Source organism: Colwellia sp. F1, from assembly GCF_056238625.1.
Genome location: NZ_JBWDLI010000004.1, coordinates 213,678 through 235,937 on the forward strand (window position 1 = coordinate 213,678; position 22,260 = coordinate 235,937).

At 39.4% G+C, this 22,260-nt stretch carries 18 protein-coding genes; 2 read left to right on the forward strand and 16 right to left on the reverse strand.

What is annotated here, in order from left to right; genetic code table 11:
* Positions 1-15: 15 nt before the first annotated feature.
* From ftsL to AC0UA9_RS05410, 5 genes are all read right to left on the reverse strand, one after another.
* Entirely contained in the window at positions 16-312 is a 297-nt protein-coding gene (gene ftsL / locus AC0UA9_RS05390; protein ID WP_475658017.1) for a cell division protein FtsL, read from the reverse strand.
* A 47-nt stretch (positions 313-359) separates the two neighbouring features.
* A complete protein-coding gene (gene rsmH / locus AC0UA9_RS05395; protein ID WP_475658019.1) occupies positions 360-1,310 on the reverse strand; it encodes a 16S rRNA (cytosine(1402)-N(4))-methyltransferase RsmH in 951 nt (316 codons plus the stop codon).
* A gap of 32 nt (positions 1,311-1,342) precedes the next feature.
* Positions 1,343-1,801 (reverse strand): division/cell wall cluster transcriptional repressor MraZ, encoded by a 459-nt coding sequence (gene mraZ, locus AC0UA9_RS05400; RefSeq protein ID WP_475658023.1) that lies wholly within the window; start codon positions 1,799-1,801, stop codon positions 1,343-1,345.
* Between the two features lie 425 nt (positions 1,802-2,226).
* On the reverse strand, positions 2,227-3,291 hold the full coding sequence (locus AC0UA9_RS05405) for a GGDEF domain-containing protein (protein ID WP_475658025.1): 1,065 nt from the start codon (positions 3,289-3,291) through the stop codon (positions 2,227-2,229).
* Positions 3,292-3,616: 325 nt separating this feature from the next.
* Positions 3,617-5,425 carry an acyl-CoA dehydrogenase C-terminal domain-containing protein gene (locus tag AC0UA9_RS05410; protein WP_475658028.1) on the reverse strand — a complete coding sequence of 603 codons (1,809 nt, stop codon included), beginning with the start codon at positions 5,423-5,425 and terminating at the stop codon, positions 3,617-3,619.
* Positions 5,426-5,720: 295 nt separating this feature from the next.
* Between AC0UA9_RS05410 and AC0UA9_RS05415 the strand changes: the two genes are divergently transcribed.
* Positions 5,721-6,773 carry a hypothetical protein gene (locus AC0UA9_RS05415; RefSeq protein ID WP_475658030.1) on the forward strand — a complete coding sequence of 351 codons (1,053 nt, stop codon included), beginning with the start codon at positions 5,721-5,723 and terminating at the stop codon, positions 6,771-6,773.
* 39 nt (positions 6,774-6,812) lie between these two features.
* Here the strand turns inward: AC0UA9_RS05415 and AC0UA9_RS05420 are convergent, their stop codons facing one another.
* Both AC0UA9_RS05420 and AC0UA9_RS05425 read right to left on the reverse strand, forming a co-directional pair.
* On the reverse strand, positions 6,813-7,760 hold the full coding sequence (locus AC0UA9_RS05420) for a Dyp-type peroxidase (protein ID WP_475658032.1): 948 nt from the start codon (positions 7,758-7,760) through the stop codon (positions 6,813-6,815).
* A 164-nt stretch (positions 7,761-7,924) separates the two neighbouring features.
* Positions 7,925-10,780, reverse strand: a complete 2,856-nt coding sequence (locus AC0UA9_RS05425; RefSeq protein WP_475658034.1) for a response regulator — start codon at positions 10,778-10,780, stop codon at positions 7,925-7,927.
* 197 nt (positions 10,781-10,977) lie between these two features.
* On the opposite strand from AC0UA9_RS05425, the gene AC0UA9_RS05430 reads away from it, so the two are divergent.
* Positions 10,978-11,751: a peptidylprolyl isomerase gene (locus AC0UA9_RS05430; protein ID WP_475658036.1), complete on the forward strand. Its 774-nt coding sequence runs from the start codon at positions 10,978-10,980 to the stop codon at positions 11,749-11,751.
* A gap of 102 nt (positions 11,752-11,853) precedes the next feature.
* Here the strand turns inward: AC0UA9_RS05430 and AC0UA9_RS05435 are convergent, their stop codons facing one another.
* The 9 genes from AC0UA9_RS05435 to hflC form a co-directional block, all read right to left on the reverse strand.
* Complete coding sequence (locus AC0UA9_RS05435) at positions 11,854-13,137, reverse strand: ammonium transporter (protein WP_475658039.1); 1,284 nt, start codon at positions 13,135-13,137, stop codon at positions 11,854-11,856.
* Positions 13,138-13,199: 62 nt separating this feature from the next.
* Positions 13,200-13,538: a P-II family nitrogen regulator gene (gene glnK, locus AC0UA9_RS05440; protein ID WP_475658041.1), complete on the reverse strand. Its 339-nt coding sequence runs from the start codon at positions 13,536-13,538 to the stop codon at positions 13,200-13,202.
* Positions 13,539-13,734: 196 nt separating this feature from the next.
* Positions 13,735-15,921, reverse strand: coding sequence for a 5-histidylcysteine sulfoxide synthase (gene ovoA, locus AC0UA9_RS05445; RefSeq protein ID WP_475658043.1), 2,187 nt, complete (start codon positions 15,919-15,921; stop codon positions 13,735-13,737).
* Positions 15,922-15,950: 29 nt separating this feature from the next.
* A complete protein-coding gene (locus tag AC0UA9_RS05450; protein ID WP_475658046.1) occupies positions 15,951-17,174 on the reverse strand; it encodes a hypothetical protein in 1,224 nt (407 codons plus the stop codon).
* Positions 17,164-19,122, reverse strand: coding sequence for a tetratricopeptide repeat-containing diguanylate cyclase (locus AC0UA9_RS05455; RefSeq protein ID WP_475658048.1), 1,959 nt, complete (start codon positions 19,120-19,122; stop codon positions 17,164-17,166). The genes AC0UA9_RS05450 and AC0UA9_RS05455 overlap by 11 nt, the downstream gene beginning before the upstream one ends.
* Positions 19,123-19,261: 139 nt before the next feature.
* Positions 19,262-19,492: a glutaredoxin family protein gene (locus tag AC0UA9_RS05460; protein ID WP_475658050.1), complete on the reverse strand. Its 231-nt coding sequence runs from the start codon at positions 19,490-19,492 to the stop codon at positions 19,262-19,264.
* 145 nt (positions 19,493-19,637) lie between these two features.
* Positions 19,638-20,933: an adenylosuccinate synthase gene (locus tag AC0UA9_RS05465; protein WP_475658052.1), complete on the reverse strand. Its 1,296-nt coding sequence runs from the start codon at positions 20,931-20,933 to the stop codon at positions 19,638-19,640.
* 147 nt (positions 20,934-21,080) lie between these two features.
* Positions 21,081-21,266, reverse strand: a complete 186-nt coding sequence (locus tag AC0UA9_RS05470; protein ID WP_475658053.1) for a DUF2065 domain-containing protein — start codon at positions 21,264-21,266, stop codon at positions 21,081-21,083.
* Between the two features lie 104 nt (positions 21,267-21,370).
* A complete protein-coding gene (gene hflC, locus AC0UA9_RS05475; protein WP_475658056.1) occupies positions 21,371-22,258 on the reverse strand; it encodes a protease modulator HflC in 888 nt (295 codons plus the stop codon).
* Positions 22,259-22,260: the final 2 nt, after the last annotated feature.

Consider the following 22,260-nt stretch of genomic DNA (forward strand, 5'->3'; position numbering starts at 1 on the left):
CCCAACCGGCAAAATTTATTTTAATGTAACGATTATTTCCGAGTCGACATCTGGGCGCTTCATATTTAATAACTGCTTTGCTCTGCTTTCTATCGCGCTGTGCTCAGCTAAGCTATTTTGCTCTAATAATAAATTGCGCCATTCAATGTCTAGTTCATCTCTTTGTGTATATAGTTGCTCTAATTCCACAGTGGTTTGCCTATTCATATGCGTGTAATAAACCACTGCAAACGCTGATACTACGACTAACAGTAATAAAATATAACTAACAAAGTGCTCAATAATATCTTGCCAAATATCAAGCGCTAGCATTTGCTTTGACCCTGTATTCTTTGGCGCTACCCCGTGATGAACCAAAACTAATCAACTTCGTGGGCTAAACGTTTAGCAATACGTAACACTGAACTGCGTGAACGCACATTTTCTTCCACTTCAGTTTTACTGGGTTTTAACTTGCGACCAACCAACTCAAGTTTTTTTCCTTTATTTAATTCATCTTCTTTAATTGGCATACCTCGAGGCACTTTCTTCCCCTGAGCGTGTTTTTTCATAAATTGTTTGACAAGTCGATCTTCTAACGAGTGAAAGCTAATAACCACTAAACGGCCATTTTCCGCTAAAACTGATAATGAGGCGGCTAAGGCCTTTTCTATTTGCTCAAGTTCACTGTTTATATACATGCGAATGGCTTGAAAGCTGCGTGTTGCTGGGTGCTTTTTAATCTCTCGTTGTGGCGCAGTACTTTTAATTAACTTGGCTAATTCGCTTGTGCGAGTCAGCGGTGTTTGTTCTCGCGCATCAACAATGGCATTGGCAATGCGCCATGCATGCTTCTCTTCGCCAAAAGTTCTCAGTACCCAAGTAATATCCTCTACATCTGCCACGGCTAGCCACTGTGCTGCTGTTTGCCCACGCGTAGTGTCCATACGCATATCCAGCGGACCATCTTTCATAAAACTAAAACCGCGTTCTGCTTCATCAAGTTGCGGAGAAGAAACCCCTAAGTCGAGTAATATTCCATCCACTTTACCCGTTAATTCATACTGTTCGGCAATCTCAGCAAGGTTTGCAAACCCTTGGTGTTCAATCTGAAAACGTGCATCGTCGCGAAACTTTTCAGCAGCAGCAATAGCGCTAATGTCCCGGTCAATCGCCAATAAGCGCCCATTTGTCGCCAGCTTTGATAGAATTAAAGACGAATGACCACCACGACCAAAAGTGCAGTCGATATAGCAACCATTAGGATCAATATTTAAACCATCAATCGCTTCGGTTAATAAAACAGAAATGTGTGTTTTATCTAATTCCATGTTGTTTTTTATAACCTTGTTAACTTAATTATTTATAGTGATAAATCTAATAAACGTTCAGTCAGCTCAATTTCACCTGATTGAATTTGCTCTATACCGTGCTGCAGTTGAGCTTCCCATGCCGACTCACTCCAAATTTCAAACTTTTTTAACTGCCCAACAAGCATGATCGACTTGTCTAAACCGGCATGTTTTTTTAATGGTCCATTAAGTAGTAAACGACCATTTTTATCCATATCGCAGTCGGTAGCATTGCCCAGTAACACTTGTTGTAACAAACGCTCTTGCTTATTCATACTTGATAAATTACACAGTTTTAGTTCAATCTCTTCCCATTCAGGTAAGGGGTAAAGTAATAAACATGCATGCTGAATATCAACCGTGCATACCATTTTTCCTTGGCAATCAGCAATCAACTCTTCACGATACCGTGTCGGTATCGTGATTCTGTTTTTGCTGTCAAGCGTTATTGCGCTAGCGCCTCTGAACATAGTTGAAGCTTGCCTTATTAACTAAAATTTTTTTAGTGAGTTATTTATTTTTGCTATCTATTGAGCGAGTAGTAAATTGTAAGATCCACAATTACCCACTTTTTACCACAATGCTACAGTTTAGTAACTAAAGCAAACTTATGTCAAGTTAATAATGGCGAAAACAAGGATACTGACACTGGTCAAAACACCAGTAAAACTAAGGGCTAGGTAAAGATATTTAGGAAGTGGATGAATTTGTGGGTTTTTGTGGATCATTCCTGCCATAAAGCGAGAATAAATGATCATCAAAAGAGTTTTTATGGGTAAAGTGCTGGTTTATAATTTATGTAACAAGACTTTACCCTTAGAGTAAAATTAACAACCGCAGTAAGATTTCATGTAAATGAATACTCGTCCTATAACGGCAATTGATTGTTCAAAAACTAGGTATTAACACTGACTGTTTGTGAGCTCTTTATTTTGTTTTCTTTACAGCTATCCACTACGCAGTTTCGGCCATTATCTTTAGCCAAATATAGCCGTTCATCCGCTTTTAATATGAGCTCATCTAGGCTTGAGCCATCATTGCCATAAATAGCAATACCAGCACTGACGCTCAGCGCTAATGTTAAGTCCTCATAAATAAAAGGCGTATCTTTCAATTGCTGTCTTAGTGAGTCTACCTGTTTGTAACAAGCTTGCGCTTTAGCACCAGCAATAAGCAAAACAAACTCTTCACCACCAAACCTAGCTAATAAATCAGTTTTTCTGACATTACTTTTAAGAAAATTAGCGATATAGCAAAGAGTGGCGTCTCCAACATGGTGACCGTGCTGGTCATTAATATTCTTAAAATAATCTAAATCAAAAATAGCTAACGCTAAAGAAGAGCCCTGTCTTTTTGAATATTCTGCATATAATGCAAACTGTTGGTTTAACTTCATTCTATTAGCCAAGCCTGTAAGTGCATCTGTGCTTGCTAGTTCAAGCAGCCGAACTTCATTTTTCTCTCTATTTACTTCATAAACATGTGCTAGTGAGATCATCAAACTAGCGCCAAGAATTATATTCAATGAATCAGCAAGGGCGACTATCGAGCCTCCCTCAATAAAACGATAGTGGTATACCGAGACTCCACTTGTAATAAAGCATATTGAAACCCAGAAGCCCTGTTTACGCCCCATTAAAAGGTATGAAATAATAGGAATGGCGATGATCCAAACAAAAATCGATACTGAGGTGTTTGGTACAGACATAGCGTAAACCACTGTAGTGAAAAACGGTAACAAAAAAGCATTTACCCACCGTTGAAAATGCCGAATTTCTAATATTTTACGCCAGAGAAAAAAGGAGAAGAGGGTAAAAATAAACTCTAATGTCGCTAATGCATATAACCCACGGTAGAAGTTAATAACAGAAAATATTACTCCGCCTACCATTACTACCAGTAACATAACACGCAGTACGCTACGCCTATATTGTAAATTTTTATCTAAATCGATCGGCATATAATTTCCCTTGCTCTTCAGGTGACTGTTTAATAAATAGTTATTTTTCGATTGAGTATCTACCTGCTAGCAGTAATAACCTAAAATTTAATAACAAGTTATGCTAATAAATAAGCCTAAAAGACGTAAAAACTGCTGATACACAGCTTAAGAAGTTAAGGTAAGGCAGTAAGCCTTAGGAGCAGATATTAAATCAAAAAATATTATGTAAGGATATCGCTTTATATACCAAGCGGTAAAGAGAAATGTGCAGAATATTGTATATCGATTGGTGCAAACCAGATAAAACCCCGCCATGGAGGCGGGGTTTTATCTGGTAAAATAGTTAAAACAATTCGTCGTCAATATTAAACAAGCAATCACAACCGGATTTAGCCGAAGCAATTAATGAAAGCCGACGCGGCAATAGTCGAGCAAAGTAATAACGTGCAGTATGTAATTTACTTTGGTAAAAGTCATCACCACTGTCGCCGTTATTTGCTTGCTGCACTAATGAAACATTAGCCATTCTGGCCCAAATATAAGCCATAGCGGTGTAGCCAAAAACGTGCAAGTAGTCATTAGCCGAAGCGCCTAGCTCATTCATATTGTTTTGCGACTTAGTCAGTAAGTCTTCAGTAAGTGATGTTAGGTCGGTTAATGCTATAGCAAGCGGCGTTATAAACTCAGCCATGGCGGCGTTATGGCGATGCTCTGCTATATAGGCATTAACTTCGTCAGTAAAGACTTTGAGCATAGCGCCCTTGGATGTGGCAATTTTTCGTACTAACAAGTCCATTGCTTGAATACCATTGGTGCCTTCGTATATTTGTGTAATACGCGCGTCACGCACTAATTGTTCTTGTCCCCACTCACGAATAAAGCCATGACCACCAAAAACTTGTTGTCCTGCTACGGTATTTTCAAAGCCTATGTCGGTAAAAAAAGCCTTGGCAACGGGTGTCATTAATGCAGCGAGTGCTTCTCCTTTCGCTTGCTCTTCGCCTTCACCATAAGTGGCATAATCTAACTGCATAGATATATAACTTGAAAGTGCACGTGAGCCTTCATTAAGTGCTTTCATGTTTAATAGCATGCGGCGAACGTCGCCATGCACCATAATTGAGTCAGCTTCTTGGTTCGGGTTTCTCACGCCATTTTGTTTACTGTCTAATGCGCGCCCTTGAAGTCTGTCTTTCGCGTATTCAAGAGCATTTTGATAAGATCGCACTGCAGCCCCTAAACCTTGAATACCTACACCTATGCGTTCAAAATTCATCATAGTAAACATACAGGCTAAACCTTTATTTAAATCACCAATTAAGTAGCCTGTTGAACCATCAAAATTCATCACACAAGTTGCTGATGCGTGGATACCCATTTTGTGCTCGATAGAGCCACAGCTCACATTATTCAGTTCACCGAGTGTTTCATCGTCATTAACTTGGAATTTTGGCACTAAAAATAATGATATACCGCGGGGACCTGCTGGTGCGTCAGGTAACTTTGCCAGTACCAGGTGAACAATATTTTCGGTAAGGTCGTGCTCTCCTCCGGTAATAAAAATTTTATTACCGGTAACCTTATAGCTGCCATCTTCTTGTGGTACAGCTTTGGTACGTATAATGCCTAAGTCTGAGCCGGCATGCGCTTCTGTTAAACACATTGACGCTGACCATTCACCTGCATACATACGCGTAAGGTAGCGCTGTTTTAATGCTTCATTGCCATGTTTGGCTAATGATAATGCTGCTCCTGCGGTTAGTACTGGGTAAAGAGCGAAGGATATATCAGCACTACAAAGCATTTCTTCGTGTAAGGCGGTGAGTATTTTGGGCATGCCCATTCCGCCATAATTTACATCGCCGCCCAGTGCTGTCCAGCCACCTTCAGCGTAAGTGTTAAATGCTTCTTTGTAGCCTGGTGCCGTAGTAACAATACCATCTTTAAAGCTAACACCTGTTTCATCACCTTGGCGAGCGATTGGTGCTATCGCTTGTTCAGCAATTTTTGCACATTCTTGTAAAATGGCTTGTGCTGTATCTTTGTCAACTTGCTCTGTGAGTTTAGGTAGCCTTTGCCACATTTTATCAGCTTGAAATACTTCATAAAGCAAGAAACTCATATCTTTTAATGGAACTTTATACTCAGCCACAATATACCCTCATCATTTCTTTAGTTTAATCATTAATTTCACCAGTGCAGGCCCATAAAACGATAAGCGGGAACACCCCAAAACAAACAACCAATTCAAACACGTGTTTTAATTCTACATCAATAGATTGCAAAGTAAAGTTTAACCACACATTACACCGGTAATATAAAAGCTTTATCTTTAGACTAAAGAATAAGTCAATATCACCCATTGGCGCTTGATGTTCTACTAAAGCTTAAGCTAGTGTTATAGCAAGCTGCTATAATTACTACGCTGAGTAAGTATAGAAAGTTAATTGCAAATTGGTATTCATTGGGCGTTAATTAATTACTCGTTTCCCCTAAATGAAGCATACAAAAGCTTATATCAATCGTTACAACTAGGAATTGCTGTGCACCTTATTAAAATTACGCTTTATGTTTCTTTATTTTTTGTTTTTCATACCAATGCTAAACAAGTGAGTTTTTCTAAGCAGGCTGCTGATGAGTATTATCATTTTAATTACCAGTGGCTTGATCATGCCAACCAACAACAATCATTAAGCTTTTCCTTAGCTAAGGCTGCTTTATTTGAACGTTTCCGCCTGCTTAAACCTTATCAAAGTGAGTTTGCCCACAAAACCATTATGCGCTCGGTAAAACAGCAGCTGAATGTAACGCCATTAGAGCAAGCACAAGCATTTTTTGTCCAGCAAAATGGGCAGACGGTGATCCAAATAAAGAGCTTAAATAACAAAGACATTGCCACTGCTTATCAAAAAGTTCAGGAAATAAAGCAGGCGGCAACCCAACACTATTTAAAAGATAATTATTACCAGTTGTTTAACAGCTATGATGGCGAGCCTGGCATAAAGTTTGATTACCTTACTATTGCTAATGAGTCTGTCATTGATTTTAAAGCGCTCAAACCGATAATATTGGATAAGGTGGCAGTAAAAACTATTCGCAACGTGACCAACTATGTTCTAGGTTTTGTACAATCGATTCCCTACGCCACCTTAGAGTCACGTATTACTTCTTCAGGCATGGGCTTTAATTCACCGGCTAAACTGTTATGGGAGAATCAAGGTGATTGTGATAGCAAGGTAACATTAACTGCAACGATATTGCGTGCGTTAATGCCAAGAATTTCGATGGTGATAGTGTATATTGATCAGCATGCTTTTATGGGGATTGCTATTCCTGCAACCGCTGGCGAGAAAACCCTAACACACCAAGGCATAAATTACCTGTTAGCTGAGCCAACAGGGCCTGCACTTTATCAACTAGGTGAGTTAGCACCTGAGTCGTCGTTGGCGATCAGCCAAGGGCATTATGTTGCAGAAGTATTTCATGCTCAAGCGCCTTAATAGTTACTCATCAGACGCTCAAGTATGATTGTGCGGATATTATTTGTCTAAAAACTCTTCTTCTAGGTCGGCAAGGTAAGTTAAAAAGGTAAGGCTTGGCGCAAAAAAAGCTGCACCTGTTTCCGCTTGTGTGTATTTAAGCAGATGGTCAACGTGGCCATGTTCGTCGCCGTGTATCATGCTTTTCAACATGATTTCAAATGGTTCAGGTGAGTGGCAATAAGAAACAAAAAATAGCCCTTGCTGCTTAAGATCACCATAGGGCATGCTTTGTCTTAAGATTTCAATGGTTTTACCGTTTTCATCTTTTATATTAGTGCGTTTGGTATGCGCGGTTAAGGGCTTTGCATCACTTTCATATTCAATGTTGTCTCGCTTGGTACGCCCAAATACATCTTCTTGCTCTGCATCTTTTAGCGACTGCCATAAAGTTAAGTTATGACGATAACGTTGGATATGTAGGTAACTACCCGCAGAAAAAATTTCATCGTCTTCTTCTTGAACTAAAGCCACTTTCCTTCGGTTCATGCCTTGAGGGTTCTCAGTTCCATCAACAAAGCCTGTTAAGTCTCGGCCATCGAGGTAACGAAAAGCCTGAACTTGTTCAACTAGTTCAACACTGTCAGCCAGCAACTGTGATATTTTGGCACAGACAATATGATTCACATCAGCGCGATCACTCCGAATTTCAATATAAATATCAACATTGTTACTTGGTGCATTGTTATCGTCATTTGCTATAGAGGGGAATGGCTTGAGTAGCGCTGGCCGCGCTTGTGGAAAAAACTCATCCCAGTAATTAGCACCGATGGCAATAACACCGGTTAAATTAGCCTCTGAAAACTGATCGGCATAATCATCAAGTAATGCAGGTAAACGCGATAAGGCTGCTCTTATAAAAGCATTTTTATCGTCTAACACATTAAAAAGTAAATAACTTCCATGCAGGTTTGGCTCTGCACAAATACCAAATTGTTCTCTAGCCATTTGAAATCCCAGTAGTAATTATAGTTGCTCTAACAAAAAGTATACCCATTGTTAGCAGAAGTTTCTTGTCTTTAAGTATACGCTAATTTTTATCACCAATAGCCATTGATATTATAACGTTATCTTCTCTCTAGCTTGTAGCTTAATCACTTTAATAGCCACTCTCAACACCGATCACCTTGAGCCAAGCTTATTTCATCAATGAGACAATCGGTCAGGTCATCTATTATTTTTGTATTGCCTTGTTTAATAATTTGCTCTAGCTCAGCAGCTGTTTGTGAAACCTCTGCAAAACCAAACATTTGAGCCGCACCAGCAATTTTATGAGCTATCTGCGCCAAACCTTTATGATCATTACTTTGTTTACAACGCAGCACTTCTTGTTGGTCTTGCTTTAAATTATCAACAAACGATTGTATGAACTCTGTCATATCAATGTTATCTGTTGCTTGCTCAAATGCACCATGGCCATTGCCCGCTTGGCTTGTTACTTCCTCTGGCTCGCTTGTACGACAATGCTGGGCAATGGTGGCAACAAATATGTCTCGCTCTATCGGCTTTTTTAAGTGCCCTTCAAAGCCAAGCTCTAAGTACTGTGCAATTTCATGGGCCATAGCATTTGCTGTTAGTGCATAAATAGGGGGTTTGCATCCAAGTTCACGTAATGCCTCTAATGCCTGTATTCCGTCCATCTGAGGCATTTGAATATCTAACAGAACCAAATTAAAATCATGCTCAGTACATAGCTGTACGGCCTCTAGCCCATTAGCTGCTTCAATAACCTTTAAGCCGAGATTAGTCAGTAGCTTGGCAATTAAACGGCGGTTGTCGTCGTGGTCATCAGCTAACAGCACATTACCCGTAAACTGTTTTGTGTTTGATATTGCTTGAGGTAAATTGCTAGGAATATCGTTGGGATCTAAACAAGAATAGACCTCGCCAAAAGGTAGCTTAAGAATAAAGGTGCTGCCTTGGCCTACTTGGCTACTAACCGTTATGTTACCTGACATAGCATTAGCGAGTTGTTCTGATAAAAATAGTCCCAAGCCTGAACCCGAAAACCGCCGACTGATACTGTTATCACCTTGTGTGAAAATATTAAACATTTTCTCCATTTGGCTATTACTCATTCCAATGCCAGTATCCGTTACTGTAAATAATAAGTTTTTATTAATGATGGCAATATCTAAAGAAACCCAGCCTTCACTTGTAAACTTAATTGCATTAGAGCAGAGGTTGATCAGAATTTGGTTCAAGCGTAAGCCGTCGATATCAATAATAAACGGGATTGGTAAATGATGCGTAACTGTAAATGATAAGTTTTTTCTTTGCGCTTGCTCGGTAAACATATCATTTAATTTATCAACAATTTGATGTAAGTCTTGTCGCCGGTTTTCGAGCTCAAATTTGTTTGCTTCTATTTTACTTAAATCTAAAATATCATTAATTAATTGCAGTAAGTGCAAGCTGTTATTATGAATAACTTCAACTTCACCGACTAAGCTTTCGTCGTCAAAATCTCCATGAATGATGGCTTCAGCTTGTCCAAGCACGGCGGTGAGCGGCGTTCTAATTTCATGGCTCATATTGGCTAAAAACTGACTTTTTATGGTGCTAGCCTCTTGTAACTCTTTGGTCAACACTTCTAGCGCTTCTGTGCGCTCTTTCACTCGATTTTCTAAGTTTTTAGTGAGTCTGTTTTCCAAATAACGTCGGTAAGCAACAAATAACACAACAAGTAAAAAGGCCACAAATAAAATAATTAATTGCCGTTGCTGTGCTTCTTTACTTGATTGTAATAGTTGCAGCTGTTTGCTTTGCTCTAAACTTTTCACTTGTTGGCTTAGCTGGTCAGACTCAAATTTTGCTATTTGTTCATTAAGCATTTCATTGGCTACTTTTAAGCGCTCTTTTTCGTACGCTAATTGCGTGGTTAAAGCTTTTGTTGAGTCTCCCTCTGCAGCATACAGGAGCGCTGACAAGCCTAAGTTACTATTCATTAATTGCTTAAAGCCCATTGTAGTTGCGATAAGGTTAGATTCATCCATATACATACGCGTTCGCGCCAAATCTCCTTGATAAAAATTGATTTTGGCGAGTGTGTGTAAACAACCTCCGTAAGTCATTTGATGACCAATTTTTTTACTTAACTCGGCACCTAAGGTGGCATAATTATGGGCTGTGTCTAAGTTAGCCAGTTCATAATTTATTTCTGCAATATTATGATACTGAGAAGCCGTGTCGAGATGGTGACCATTCTCTTTGAAGTATGTTAACGCCTCCATGACATAGCGTTCTGCTTTTTTATACTGCCCTGATTGCTTGTATGAAACACCTATGCCCACCGACGCTTTTGCTCTACCATAAGCATCATCTAATGCCAGCCTTTTAATGAGCGTTTCTTCGAACATATCAATGGCAATATCATATCGCCGCAAGCTTAAATAAAGCACACCTAAATTATAGCGAACATCAACTTTATCCATGGTATCACCGAAACGTTGATACAAAACGTCTGCTTCTTGGTAAGCTTTTAATGCAGCAAATGCATCCCCTTTTGATGTTTGGACTAGAGCTATATTATTAAATAAATGCGCACTTTGAATCGCGTTATCTTCAGAAAATTCTTCTTGTTGAAAATAAGCTAATGCTGCCTGATAAGCGATAAGTGATTGGTCGTAGAGCCCTTGATAGTAATAAATTATCCCGATTAACTTATCAACACTGGCTTGCTGTAACGATACTTCATCGGGATGAATAAGTGCTTTAGCTTGCTTGATCACAACTAACGCTTTTTTTAATTCACTTAAAGTGACATAAGCATGGCTTTGTTGCAGTAATATTTTTACCCGTTGCTTGTTATCAAGCGCTTCTGTATCAAGTAACTTACTAAGCTGGGCAACCGCTAGCGCTTTGTCTGTTTCTTTTTTTATTATTTTTAATTCGTTATCAATATTATTTGCTATAGCACTGTGAGCGCTTAGTGTACCTGACAAAACAAATATAAATAACAACAACATGTGCCACATAGCAAACCTTGAAAAAAAATCGATAATTAAATACTAGCGCGTTGTCTAACTGACGCTACTTGCCTTTTATATCACTATATTTATGAAATGTAACTATTTGCAACAAGGTAAAAAATATAAGCAGTTAAGTTGAATTACACTACCGCTACTATTATTATGCTGCGACATTTCTTCTTTAGGTTTTAACCATGCTAAAAAAATTACTTTGTACTGCTGTACTATTTTCAAGTTTAACCTCAATTGTTAACGCGACCATTGTTGAGTTCCATACCTCACAAGGTGACTTTCAAGTAAATTTATTTGACCAAACTACACCAAAAACAGTGGCGAATTTTCTTCAATATGTTGAAGAGCAACATTACACAAATTCGGTAATTCACCGTGTTTCTTCAAACTTTGTTGTCCAAGGTGGTGGCTTTACATTTGATGGTGACTGGCCTTTAACGCGCAGTGAGACTAATCCGGCGGTTCTCAATGAACCCGTGTACTCTAATGTAAAGGGTACTATTGCTATGGCTAAACAAGGAGGAAACCCAAATAGCGCGACGGATCAATGGTTTTTTAACTTAGCAAACAATGCCAGTAATTTAGATGTACAAAATGGTGGTTTTACCGTTTTTGGTCAGGTTATCGGTGATGGCATGGCTGTGATCGAAAAAATACAGCAACTAACCTTGTGTACTTACGAAAGCTTACAAGGGATCCCCATGGTAATAGCTGAAACTCAAACTTGCTCTGATATGACGGCACCAGGTATTGAAAACTTTGTCGTGATTGAACAAATTACCATCGTTGATTCATCAGAAGTGACAGACGCAGAATTGTCTCCGGCAAAAAATACCTTGATAGCAGACTCTGGTAATACTGAGTCGGGTGGCAGTAGTAGCGGCGGCTCGCCGGCTCTGTTTACTATATTTTGCTTACTTGCTTTTTCAATTAGCAAACGCTTCTTAAAGCGCTAGCTCCTACTCCTTATAGAAAAGGTAATAAAAAGCAGCTTAATCGCTACTTTTTATTACCTTAGTTCAAACTAAAATAGACTTAGTTTATTTTTTAGCTAAAGATCATTTAATACGTGCAAATTCTGGGTAGGCTTCCATGCCACAATCAGTGATATCACTCCCTTCGTATTCATCTGCTGCACTAACCCGTATACCCATGGTTTTCTTTAAAGCAAACCAAACAATAAGACTGGTTGTAAATACCCAAATAAAAATCGTTGCCGCGCCAATTAACTGACCACTAAAACTAGCACTAGCATTTGTGATAGGTACTATCATTAAACCAAAGAAACCCACAACTCCGTGGACAGAGATAGCCCCCACTGGATCATCAATTTTAATTTTATCTAACGCAAGTACTGAAAGCACAACGATAACACCTGCAATAGCACCAAATATTGTTGCCTGAATTGGCGACGGTGTAGAAGGCTCGGCGGTAATTGCAACCAGCCCTGCTAATGCGCCGTTTAAGGTCATGGTTAAATCTGCTTTTTTAAAGAGTTTTTTTGCGGTTATTAGCGCGGCAAAAGCACCCGCTGCAGCTGCAGCATTGGTATTTAAAAAGACCATAGCAACAGAATTAGCACTAGTGATGTCGGCTAATTTTAATACTGAACCACCATTAAAACCAAACCATCCCATCCATAAAATAAAGGTACCTAAAGTTGCCATTGGTAAGTTGGCCCCCGGGATTGCATGTATTTTTCCATCTCTAGTATATTTACCTTTGCGTGCTCCCAGTAATAATACTCCTGCTAGTGCGGCTGAAGCGCCAGCTAAATGTACAATACCTGAGCCAGCAAAATCAGAAAAACCAAGATCACCTAAGGTATACAGACCAAAAACAGCTTCGCCATTCCAAGTCCAAGAGCCTTCCATAGGGTAAATGAAGCCGGTTAGTACCACAGTAAATGCCAAGAAAGACCATAGCTTCATGCGCTCAGCAACTGCCCCTGAAACAATAGACATTGCCGTTGCAACAAACACTACCTGAAAAAAGAAGTCTGCGGCATTAGAATAAACAGCGCCACCAGCAAAACCGGCTTCTGCTGATTCTACCAATACAGTGTCAACTAGGGCTTGAGCATTGCTCGCACCGTCTAGCCCTATGTTATTTAGAAATACGCCACCACCATACATAATATCGTAGCCAACAATTAAGTACATTATGCAAGCAATTGAGTACAGTGCGACATTTTTAGTTAATATTTCAGTGGTGTTTTTAGCGCGTACTAATCCTGCTTCTAGCATTGAGAAACCTGCTGCCATCCACATAACGAGCGCACCACACATTAGAAAATAAAAAGTGTCTAGCGCATATTGCAATTGAAAAATATTGTTTTCCATCATTGATCCTTAAAAAATTTTGTTTTGGTAATTACTCAGCCTTAAAATAATAAAAATATCGACTAAATTGCCTCCTCATTTTGTTCACCCGTACGTATACGAATGACCTGCTCAAGGCTGTAAACAAAAATTTTTCCATCCCCAATTTTACCTGTATAAGCAGACTGGCTAATGACTTCAACCAAGCGCTCAACGATGTCATCATGCACCGCGATTTCAAGTTTAACTTTTGGTAAGAAGTCGACCTGATACTCTGCACCACGATATAATTCGGTATGCCCTTTTTGACGACCAAACCCTTTCACCTCACTGACGGTGATCCCTTCAACACCAATGCCTGAAATCGCTTCACGCACATCGTCTAGTTTAAATGGTTTTATTATTGCATTGACTATTTTCACAGCAAACCTCTATTTATAATTTTAGCGAATAGTAAGCTGACTAATTCAATTCATGTGCCATAAAGATAAAACATCATATATCAATGACTTATTTATTTTATATTGTGGTTAAAATGCGATGTTGCACCATAAAAGCACAATAATGAGGCATTGAGTTTTGATTTGGTGCAACGAGAGAAGAATAGATACTGCTGTTTTATTTCAACTGCCAAACGCTTAATTGAGGGAAGCTCAGTGAATAATTACGATGATTTGTTTTAATAACACGCGTAAGTTGGTGTTGCTCTATTAAGGCAAAGTAGGGTGTTAGTTGTGTTGATAAGCCATCAAAGCCTGTCACATTTTCGCCATTAACTTTCATTCCCCCTAACCAATTCGCTTTTACTGTTTGCTGCTCGTCAAAATCATAATTTGAGATAATGATTAGCAAGCCCCGACTATTTAAGCGTTGATGTATAGTTTGTAAAAATAAACGTGGATCATAGTGTTGCTCAAGTATGTGTTGAGCAATCACTACATCATAGCCCGCAAAGGAGTCTTTAAGGTTACTCGCATCACCTTGGCTAAAGTGAACTTTTTCACGGTTAACTGTATCCGCTTTTAGTAGACTTATTTCATGAAAATCAACAATATCACCTTCATTTTTTAGTTGATAGCGCACCGATTTTCCTTGCGCTAAATGAACAGCGTGGCGAATAAAGCGGGCTGAGAAGTCAACACCGTCTACCTGATCAAAATGTTGCGCTAAAGTAAAAGTACTACGGCCCACACTACAGCCCAAATCAAGACACTTAGTCGTGGCGACTTTACATTGTGCTATCGCAGCTATTACGTGGTCTGTTATTTGCTTACTATAGTGTTGTAGTGTTTTAGGTAATGCGGCACTTGCTAAGTCGGTTGCACTTATGCCGTATTGGGCATGAAGCTGTTGGCAGATATTAAGGTCAGTTTCATAGTGATTTGCCTCAAGGTTAGGTAGTTGAGGGCTAGCACTCTCTACATAACGAAAGCCGGCATGCTGAAAGAAATGCCGACGAAAAGCATAACGAGAATGTTGTTGTGCTTCATTACCTGTTGAAATCCACGAGCCACCTTTAATAAGGTTATGCTTACTGTCAAAAGTAGGTGTAGAAAAATCATCATACAAGGGGTGAACTTCAAAGCCTTTAAAGCCATCTATGGGCGATTCTGTCCATTGCCAAACATTGCCAACTATGTCGAATACGCCCTCATGTTCAAACTGGTTTACCGGGCAAGATGAGGCATAATATTCGCGATTTATATTGCCTGGCGCTTTATCCCAAGAGGCTAAATCCCCCTTAACCTTATCACGTAAACATAACCACTCGGCCTCTGTTAGTAAGCGGATGTAGTTAGCTTCAGCCGACTCTTTGCTAAGCAGGTAGTTTTGCTTGTTTCGCCACTGGCAAAATGCCTTGGCTTCAAGATAGTTAACTTCGACGGGCCAATTTAAGGGCAGCGGTATTTCATTGAGCAGGTTGCGTTGCCAATACGATACTTCATTATTCTCGCTTATTTTCTCTAGCCAAAAGCGCGGCATGGTGGCTTGAGTGAAATGTAGCCATTGCTGCCCCTCTTCAGTCCAAAACTCGGGCCGTTGATAACCACCAGCCTTCACAAAAGCTAAATATTCTTGATTAGAAACTAGATACTTAGACACTTTAAAATCATCAAGATTTATTGTGTTCTGCCCGTATTCATTATCCCAACCAAAGGTATCATCGCTGGCCGGTTTACCAAAGGTGATTAACTTACCTTTAACTGGCATTAAGGTATTTTCTGGTGCACTTGATTGCTTTGAACAACTAGGCCAATGTTCATTTGCTGTTAAATATTCTAAAGGTAGCATACGCATAATAACGGATGAGGTTTCAAGGTGAATACGTTCATGCTCACACCCCATAAGAATCACCCAAGCAAGGGAGTCTTGAGTTATAGGCAGTTGCAACGCCATTGTATCAATAAGTTTTTCAATTAGGGTCGACACCTGTTCTCGATAGCACTTAACTTCATTAACACTGGGCCAATCATAATGGGCGTTATTTAGATCATCCCAACTCATTTCGTCAACACCGACTGCGCAAATTGCTTCTATTTTTGCATTAAGCCGCGTTGAAATGAACTTACCCAAGAGCAGTTTATTAATATAAAAACTTGCTGTATGACCAAAATAAAAAATTAATGGATGACGCAAAGGCTCTGGGCGTAAAAAATAAGCACTGTCATCATTGATAAGCGAAAACAGTGATTCATATTCTGTCCAGGTTTGTCTGAAGTAAGCTTTAAGTGCTTGTTTCTTTGCACTAACACTAGAGCCACTTAATAATGGCGCTTTAATATGTGCTGATTTTTTGTAATCCATAAGTTGGCTTCTTGTTTTATTCGGTGTGGTTACTGTTTATCAAGGTAGTTATTTAACACCATTTTTTTTATTTTATCCCCTAACCGCACAGGGCAGTCAAGCGCTGTGCTTGGTTTTAATGAAATATATTTCTCTTGTACTGAATGTAAACTATCACTAAACCAAGTACTGGCTTTAAATAACTCTATCGCTCCTACATCTTGTCTAGACCTTTGTGAAGAGTCTTTTTGTTGTCCTCGTGCTTGAGGGGTATAGAGTGAAGTAGGTAGAGCTACTGGCATAAACTTAGGAGTTGATAGGTCATTATTTTTTTCATAAGCTTCAATGGCATCTATAACATTGAGCAAACCATAGATCACATTAACGTAGGGGTTATATGCAACACTTGATGCCCCTAGCCTGTGCTCAATTCGTGCTGTTTTTTGCCAGTTTTGCTCAACGGATAATATTTGATTGCAGTGATCATACAACAACGGCTCCTCACCCATTTGTTGGTTATGCTTCCCTAACACTGTATATAGTGCGACACTACCTTGATGTCCACCCGAGATGTCGACCGGTGAACACAACTCTTGTGCTAAACCATATTGTGTTTTCAACGTTAAACGCTCAAAAGCCGCCTCTTCTGGTAAATACAACAAAGCACATTGGTAGCTCGTCGATAAAAAGCAATATTGTAAATATTCACCAAACCGCTTTTGGGCAATCAGGTTTTCACCTTGGTTATTTAGTACACTTACATTGAGCTGAATGGCATTAGGAATATGAACAGCACGTGTATCATGGGTAAAAATTTGCTTAGAGCCTTGTGCTAGCTTGCCTTGATCACCTGACCAAACCACCGGCTTAATTAATGTATTCACTAAGCCAACGTCACGGTATAGCATTTTAAATAACTGTGGTAATTGTTGCAGCGCCCAATGCACATTCATGGCTTCTTTTAATGGGCTTTGTCCCTTAAACAAAGAGACATATTCCCACTGGTTTCGCCAATATTCGCTAACAATCTCACCGTCTATGTTGACACTACGTAAATATTGATTGATAAGATCAAAATTGAGTTTTTGCGAAGTGTGCTTGGCACTTGTGATGTGATAACACCCTTCTAGCTCAAAGTGAATTTGCGCTTGGTAGCCTAGCTGTTTTAAGTAACACTGCAGCAAGCTAACGGCTTGTTTGTATATACGTAAAGGCGATTGTGAAGAGGGTAAAACTGCAGATGACATGAGTGGAGAAAAGTGACTATGCTTCATTTAGCGTTGACGTTTCATTGCGGTCACTCACTTTATCATGCGGTAAGTACTTCATCGAATTATGGTATTGTATCGCCCGATTCTTACCACTGTATTTTGCCTGATACAGTGCTTTGTCTGCTTGTAGATATAACGCTGCGCTTGTTTGTACCGCTTTGGAAGTGGTTGCTAAACCGATACTAACGGTAACTTTTACTTGTTGTCTGGTTTTATCTACGCTCCCAGCCTCAGTAACAAAGGTAAATTGATTCACGGTATTTACAAAACGCTGTGCAATTTGTAAACTCTGCGCTGCATTTATTCTGGGTAACACGCAAAGAAACTCTTCTCCGCCAACACGGCCGATAACATCTTCTGTTCTTAAGACGTCAGCACCAATACTTGCGACTTTTTTAATCACCTCATCCCCAAACGGATGTCCGTATAAATCATTAACCTGCTTAAAATCATCAATGTCTATCACCATGATCGAAATAGTATTTTTTTCTGCTTGATTAGCGTGCACTAGTTTGTCAAGAAAGTTGAAGACATAGCGCCGATTAAAAGAATTAGACAGTGGGTCACGCACTGCCAGTTGGGTCAACTTTTTGTTATTGTGTCGCTGCAACAAAGTAATGAACAACATAAAAAACACCAGTAATATCACAACAGCAATAATGTATGCTTGAAGCGCGTTCGCTTGTTTTTGTTGTGCAACTTGTAATTGCTGCACTTTGGCACGTTGTTGCAGTAATGATATTTCTACTTTTTGCCGCTCAGCCTCTAAGGCGCCTCTCACGCTTAACAGACGCTCAGACATGTTATGCTTTAGCAAGGCAACTTTCTGCTGATTATAGCGCGCTAGTGCTTTATATGCTGCATTACTATTGCCTTTTGCTTGTAGTATTTCAGCATTAATTTTTATCGTGTCTATTTGCCAACTTGTGCCTTGTAATTCTGGCATGCGTGCAAAGATTTCATTGGCTTTTGCTAAAGCCGTTGTCGCTGCTGCTAATTTATTAGCTTTGATTAAGCACTGGGCTTTGTGTTTGTATAACTCAGCTTTGTAGTCAATTAACCCTGCTAAATTCACTGCCTTATTTATCGATATTAATGCTTGTTCGCAACGACCTTGAGCCGCTTCACTCATGGCTACACCATAGGCAGCAAAAAACTTACCATTAACATTATTAGGGCTAAACTCAATGGTTGCTCGATAACGTTGATAATACTCAATTGCGCGATCATACTTCTGCCAATAACGGTACGTAACAGCTAAACCATACACTGCCTCCGCTATATAATAGGGATAGCCTAATTGCTGGTAAGTAGCGAGCGCTTTCTTGTAGTGTTCAACCGATTGGGCATAATCATCCATGTAACCATATATCGCACCGTAAACTTCATTAATTTTGGCAATTAAAAACTTATCATCCAGTGCAAATGCTTCTTTAAAAGCGGTTTGCAGCTCTATTAATGACAACTCATAAATACCGGTTAAACTTTGCGTGTAAGCTAGCTCTTGGCTAGCTTGTATAGCCAAAAAAGCATAGTTTTCTTTTGCGGCGAGCTTTTTAGCCTTATTTAGCATCGCTTTTGCTGCTTGATACTGCCCTTGACGTTGTAAAATCAGCCCCTGAAAGATATCGAAATTAATGGTGATTTTAGCGGGTGTATTAACAGCGATTATTGCTGTTGCTTGTGTAACCGTGTTTTCAAAACGGTCAAAATAATACAATAGATTTTCTACTTCTGCTTTGCGTAATAGCCACCAAAGCTTGTAGTGTGCTGACATATTATCAAGCTGTTCAGCTTGACCTAGTAATAATTGGTATGTTTGCCATGGATTCTTATGAAGACTGTGATCCATCTTCTGTAATATAGCACTGTCTGTTAAGTGTGCTGCATTAGCAACAAAAAAGTAGCTAAAAATAAAAAACAAAAAACCATGTCGACAAGCTCGCTGCAAGGTAATGTATCCTTAGTCGTATTTCGTATGCTCATCAAAACTGTATACTTTTATCACGAATAAAGCATTAATATTTTAAAAAAGCTGCATGTGAACTAAAGATAGCCTACCTTATGTATTAGCGAATAACTACTGCTGCTTATTCATTTTTAAATAATTGATTAAAACCTTTAATAGAAAAACCATTTAGTAATTGGTCGCCTATCTTTATAACAGGTACAGCTCGCATACCGGTTGAGGCAAATTCTTTTTGGCCTTTAGGCGTTTTTACATTACATAAACGATACGGAATTTTTTGCGCTTCTAAGTAACGCTTTGCCGTTTGGCAATGAGGACATTTGTCCATGGTATAAAGTACAACACGTTTCATTTTTTTCCTTGCAACTGCTCTGGCACAACATCAACTACGCTATATTATTACTCGTCTAGACTTAACATAAAAAGTTGCTAGATTGCGCCCAATAAAAAACCAACCCTGAGGTTGGTTTTTTAGCGACAAAGCGTAAAGTTAACACTTATACGAAAGGGTTCACTTTAATAATTGTTTCATTACGCTCAGGGCCTGTTGAAATAATATCAACGGGGATTCCTGTAATTTCTTCAATACGCTTTATGTAAGCAAGCGCATTTTCTGGTAAGGCGTCAATTGATGTTGCCCCTACTGTGTTTTCTGTCCAACCTGGTAGCTCTTCATAGACAGGAGTCACTTTATCATAACCTTCTGCAGCCGTTGGCGGCACAGTAATGATATCACCTGACTCTGTTTTATAACCAGTGCAGATTTTTAAGGTTGTTAAACCATCAAGAACATCAAGTTTAGTTAAACAAAAACCTGTAATGCTGTTTACTTGAATAGCACGGTGTATTGCTACCGCATCAAACCAACCACAACGGCGTTCACGCCCTGTTGTAGCGCCAAATTCATGGCCAACAGTGCCTAGATGATGACCTACTTCATCGTCTAATTCTGTTGGGAAAGGGCCTGAGCCAACACGTGTTGTATAAGCCTTTGTGATACCTAAAATATAATCTAAGTGTCTTGGCCCTACACCACAACCCGTTGCAACACCACCGGCTGTAGTATTAGAGGAGGTAACATAAGGGTATGTACCATGGTCAATATCAAGCAGTGTACCTTGTGCTCCCTCAAACATGATTGAGTCACCCGCAATACGGGCTTGATCTAAGATTTCAGCCACGTCTGCCGTCATCTTTTTAATGATGTCGGCAACGGCTAATGCATCAGCAAGTATTTCGTCATAATTCACTGGTTCCACTTTGTAGTAGTTAACCAATGAGAAGTTGTGGTATTCAACCACTTCTTTTAATTTTGCTGCAAAGGTTTCTGTGCAGAGTAAATCTCCCACACGTAAACCACGTCGTGCAACCTTATCTTCGTATGCTGGACCAATACCACGACCTGTGGTGCCAATTGGCTTATTGCCACGTGCCGTTTCACGAGCAGCATCTAAGGCATTATGGTAGGGAAGAATAAGTGGACATGCATCACTAATTAGCAAACGCTCTCGTACCGGAACGCCCTTTGCTTCTAACATGGCTATTTCTGTCATTAACGCTTTAGGACATAAAACAACACCGTTACCAATGAGGCATTTTACGTTATCACGCAATACACCAGATGGAATTAAATGAAGTACGGTTTTTTCACCGTCGATCACTAAAGTGTGACCTGCATTGTGCCCGCCTTGATAGCGAACAACATACTTTGCCTTATCAGTTAGTAAGTCAACGATCTTACCTTTACCTTCGTCACCCCATTGGGTGCCGAGAACAACTACATTTTTGCCCATTATCACTATTTCGTAAGAAAATTAGGCGAAGATTCTACCAAATAACAAATTGTAGTCCAAGAGCAAAAGGCTTATTTTTTATCAATATAAAAAATACACTTAGGTGTCAATAGGTTAGTTTTATTTTCTTTTTGCCTACAGGGAGGGTTATTGTGATATCCATACAATAAAAACACCGAGTGCTAACAAAAACAAGCCAATATTTCGAATATCGGCTGTTGTTTGTTCCGTTAACTTAAGCAAATAGCGCTGCCATTTATTTGGAAATAAAGCCGGTGCTAACCCTTCTATTATAAGCACTAGGCCAAAAGCTAAAATGAATGTATCTACCATACTTGTCTCCATTGACTAACGTCATACGCAATATAAATATTAATATAGATATAAAAAAACCAGCAACAATGCTGGCTTTTTAAAGGGCGATCAAAGTACTGATCTTATTTGTTGGTATTTGAGCCGTCTTTTAAATAATGAAAAAAGTCGCTGTCTGGTTTAACAACCATAATATCGCTTTTACTGTTAAAGCTATTTTTATAAGCTTCAAGGCTACGATAAAAACGATAGAACTCTGCATCTTTACCATAAGCATCCGCGTATATTTTCGATGCCAGTGCATCGCCTTCACCGCGCAAAGTAAGTGCATTTTTTTCTGCTTCAGCCAACATAACCGTTACTTTTGAATCAATAGTCGCCCGAATTATTTCCGCTTGCTCTTGACCTTGTGACCTATGCTCTTTAGCTACAGCAGTACGCTCAGCGCGCATACGGTCATAAATCGAGTTACTGACCTCGGTAGGTAAGTTAATGGCTTTAATTCGCACATCAACAACTTCTATACCAAGATCTTCACGGCTGCTTTTCGCACTTTGCAAGGCCTTTTCCATAATGCCGTCGCGATCACCAGAGACGATTTCTTTAATTGTTCTATTACCAAACTCAGTACGTAAGCCGTTATTGACTTTTTGCTTAAGTAAAGCACGCGCGTTATTAACCGAGCCTGAAGTACGTAAATAGTAAGTAGAGAAATCAACAATACGCCATTTAACAAAAGAGTCGACCATTAAGTCCTTTTTCTCAGAGGTTACAAAGCGATCTGCTGCTTCATCAAGGGTTTGTATACGTGCATCTAGTTTGCGTACTGTCTCAATAAATGGAATTTTAAAATGTAAGCCTGGCTCAAATACCATCATAACATCTGTGGCTGAGTCACGTTTAATTTTAGAAAATTGGAAGACAATACCGCGCTGCCCTTCATAAATAACAAAAACAGAAGAGACAACTAAGATAAATAATGCTGCTATAAGCGCAATAATAAAGTTTTTCATAG

Coding starts and splice junctions, on each gene's coding strand:
- ftsL (WP_475658017.1), bottom strand. CDS start 312: ATGCTAGCGCTTGATATTTGGCAAGATATTATTGAGCACTTTGTTAGT.
- rsmH (WP_475658019.1), bottom strand. CDS start 1,310: ATGGAATTAGATAAAACACACATTTCTGTTTTATTAACCGAAGCGATT.
- mraZ (WP_475658023.1), bottom strand. CDS start 1,801: ATGTTCAGAGGCGCTAGCGCAATAACGCTTGACAGCAAAAACAGAATC.
- AC0UA9_RS05405 (WP_475658025.1), bottom strand. CDS start 3,291: ATGCCGATCGATTTAGATAAAAATTTACAATATAGGCGTAGCGTACTG.
- AC0UA9_RS05420 (WP_475658032.1), bottom strand. CDS start 7,760: ATGGCTAGAGAACAATTTGGTATTTGTGCAGAGCCAAACCTGCATGGA.
- AC0UA9_RS05425 (WP_475658034.1), bottom strand. CDS start 10,780: ATGTTGTTGTTATTTATATTTGTTTTGTCAGGTACACTAAGCGCTCAC.
- AC0UA9_RS05430 (WP_475658036.1), top strand. CDS start 10,978: ATGCTAAAAAAATTACTTTGTACTGCTGTACTATTTTCAAGTTTAACC.
- AC0UA9_RS05435 (WP_475658039.1), bottom strand. CDS start 13,137: ATGGAAAACAATATTTTTCAATTGCAATATGCGCTAGACACTTTTTAT.
- ovoA (WP_475658043.1), bottom strand. CDS start 15,921: ATGGATTACAAAAAATCAGCACATATTAAAGCGCCATTATTAAGTGGC.
- AC0UA9_RS05450 (WP_475658046.1), bottom strand. CDS start 17,174: ATGAAGCATAGTCACTTTTCTCCACTCATGTCATCTGCAGTTTTACCC.
- AC0UA9_RS05460 (WP_475658050.1), bottom strand. CDS start 19,492: ATGAAACGTGTTGTACTTTATACCATGGACAAATGTCCTCATTGCCAA.
- AC0UA9_RS05465 (WP_475658052.1), bottom strand. CDS start 20,933: ATGGGCAAAAATGTAGTTGTTCTCGGCACCCAATGGGGTGACGAAGGT.
- AC0UA9_RS05470 (WP_475658053.1), bottom strand. CDS start 21,266: ATGGTAGATACATTCATTTTAGCTTTTGGCCTAGTGCTTATAATAGAA.
- hflC (WP_475658056.1), bottom strand. CDS start 22,258: ATGAAAAACTTTATTATTGCGCTTATAGCAGCATTATTTATCTTAGTT.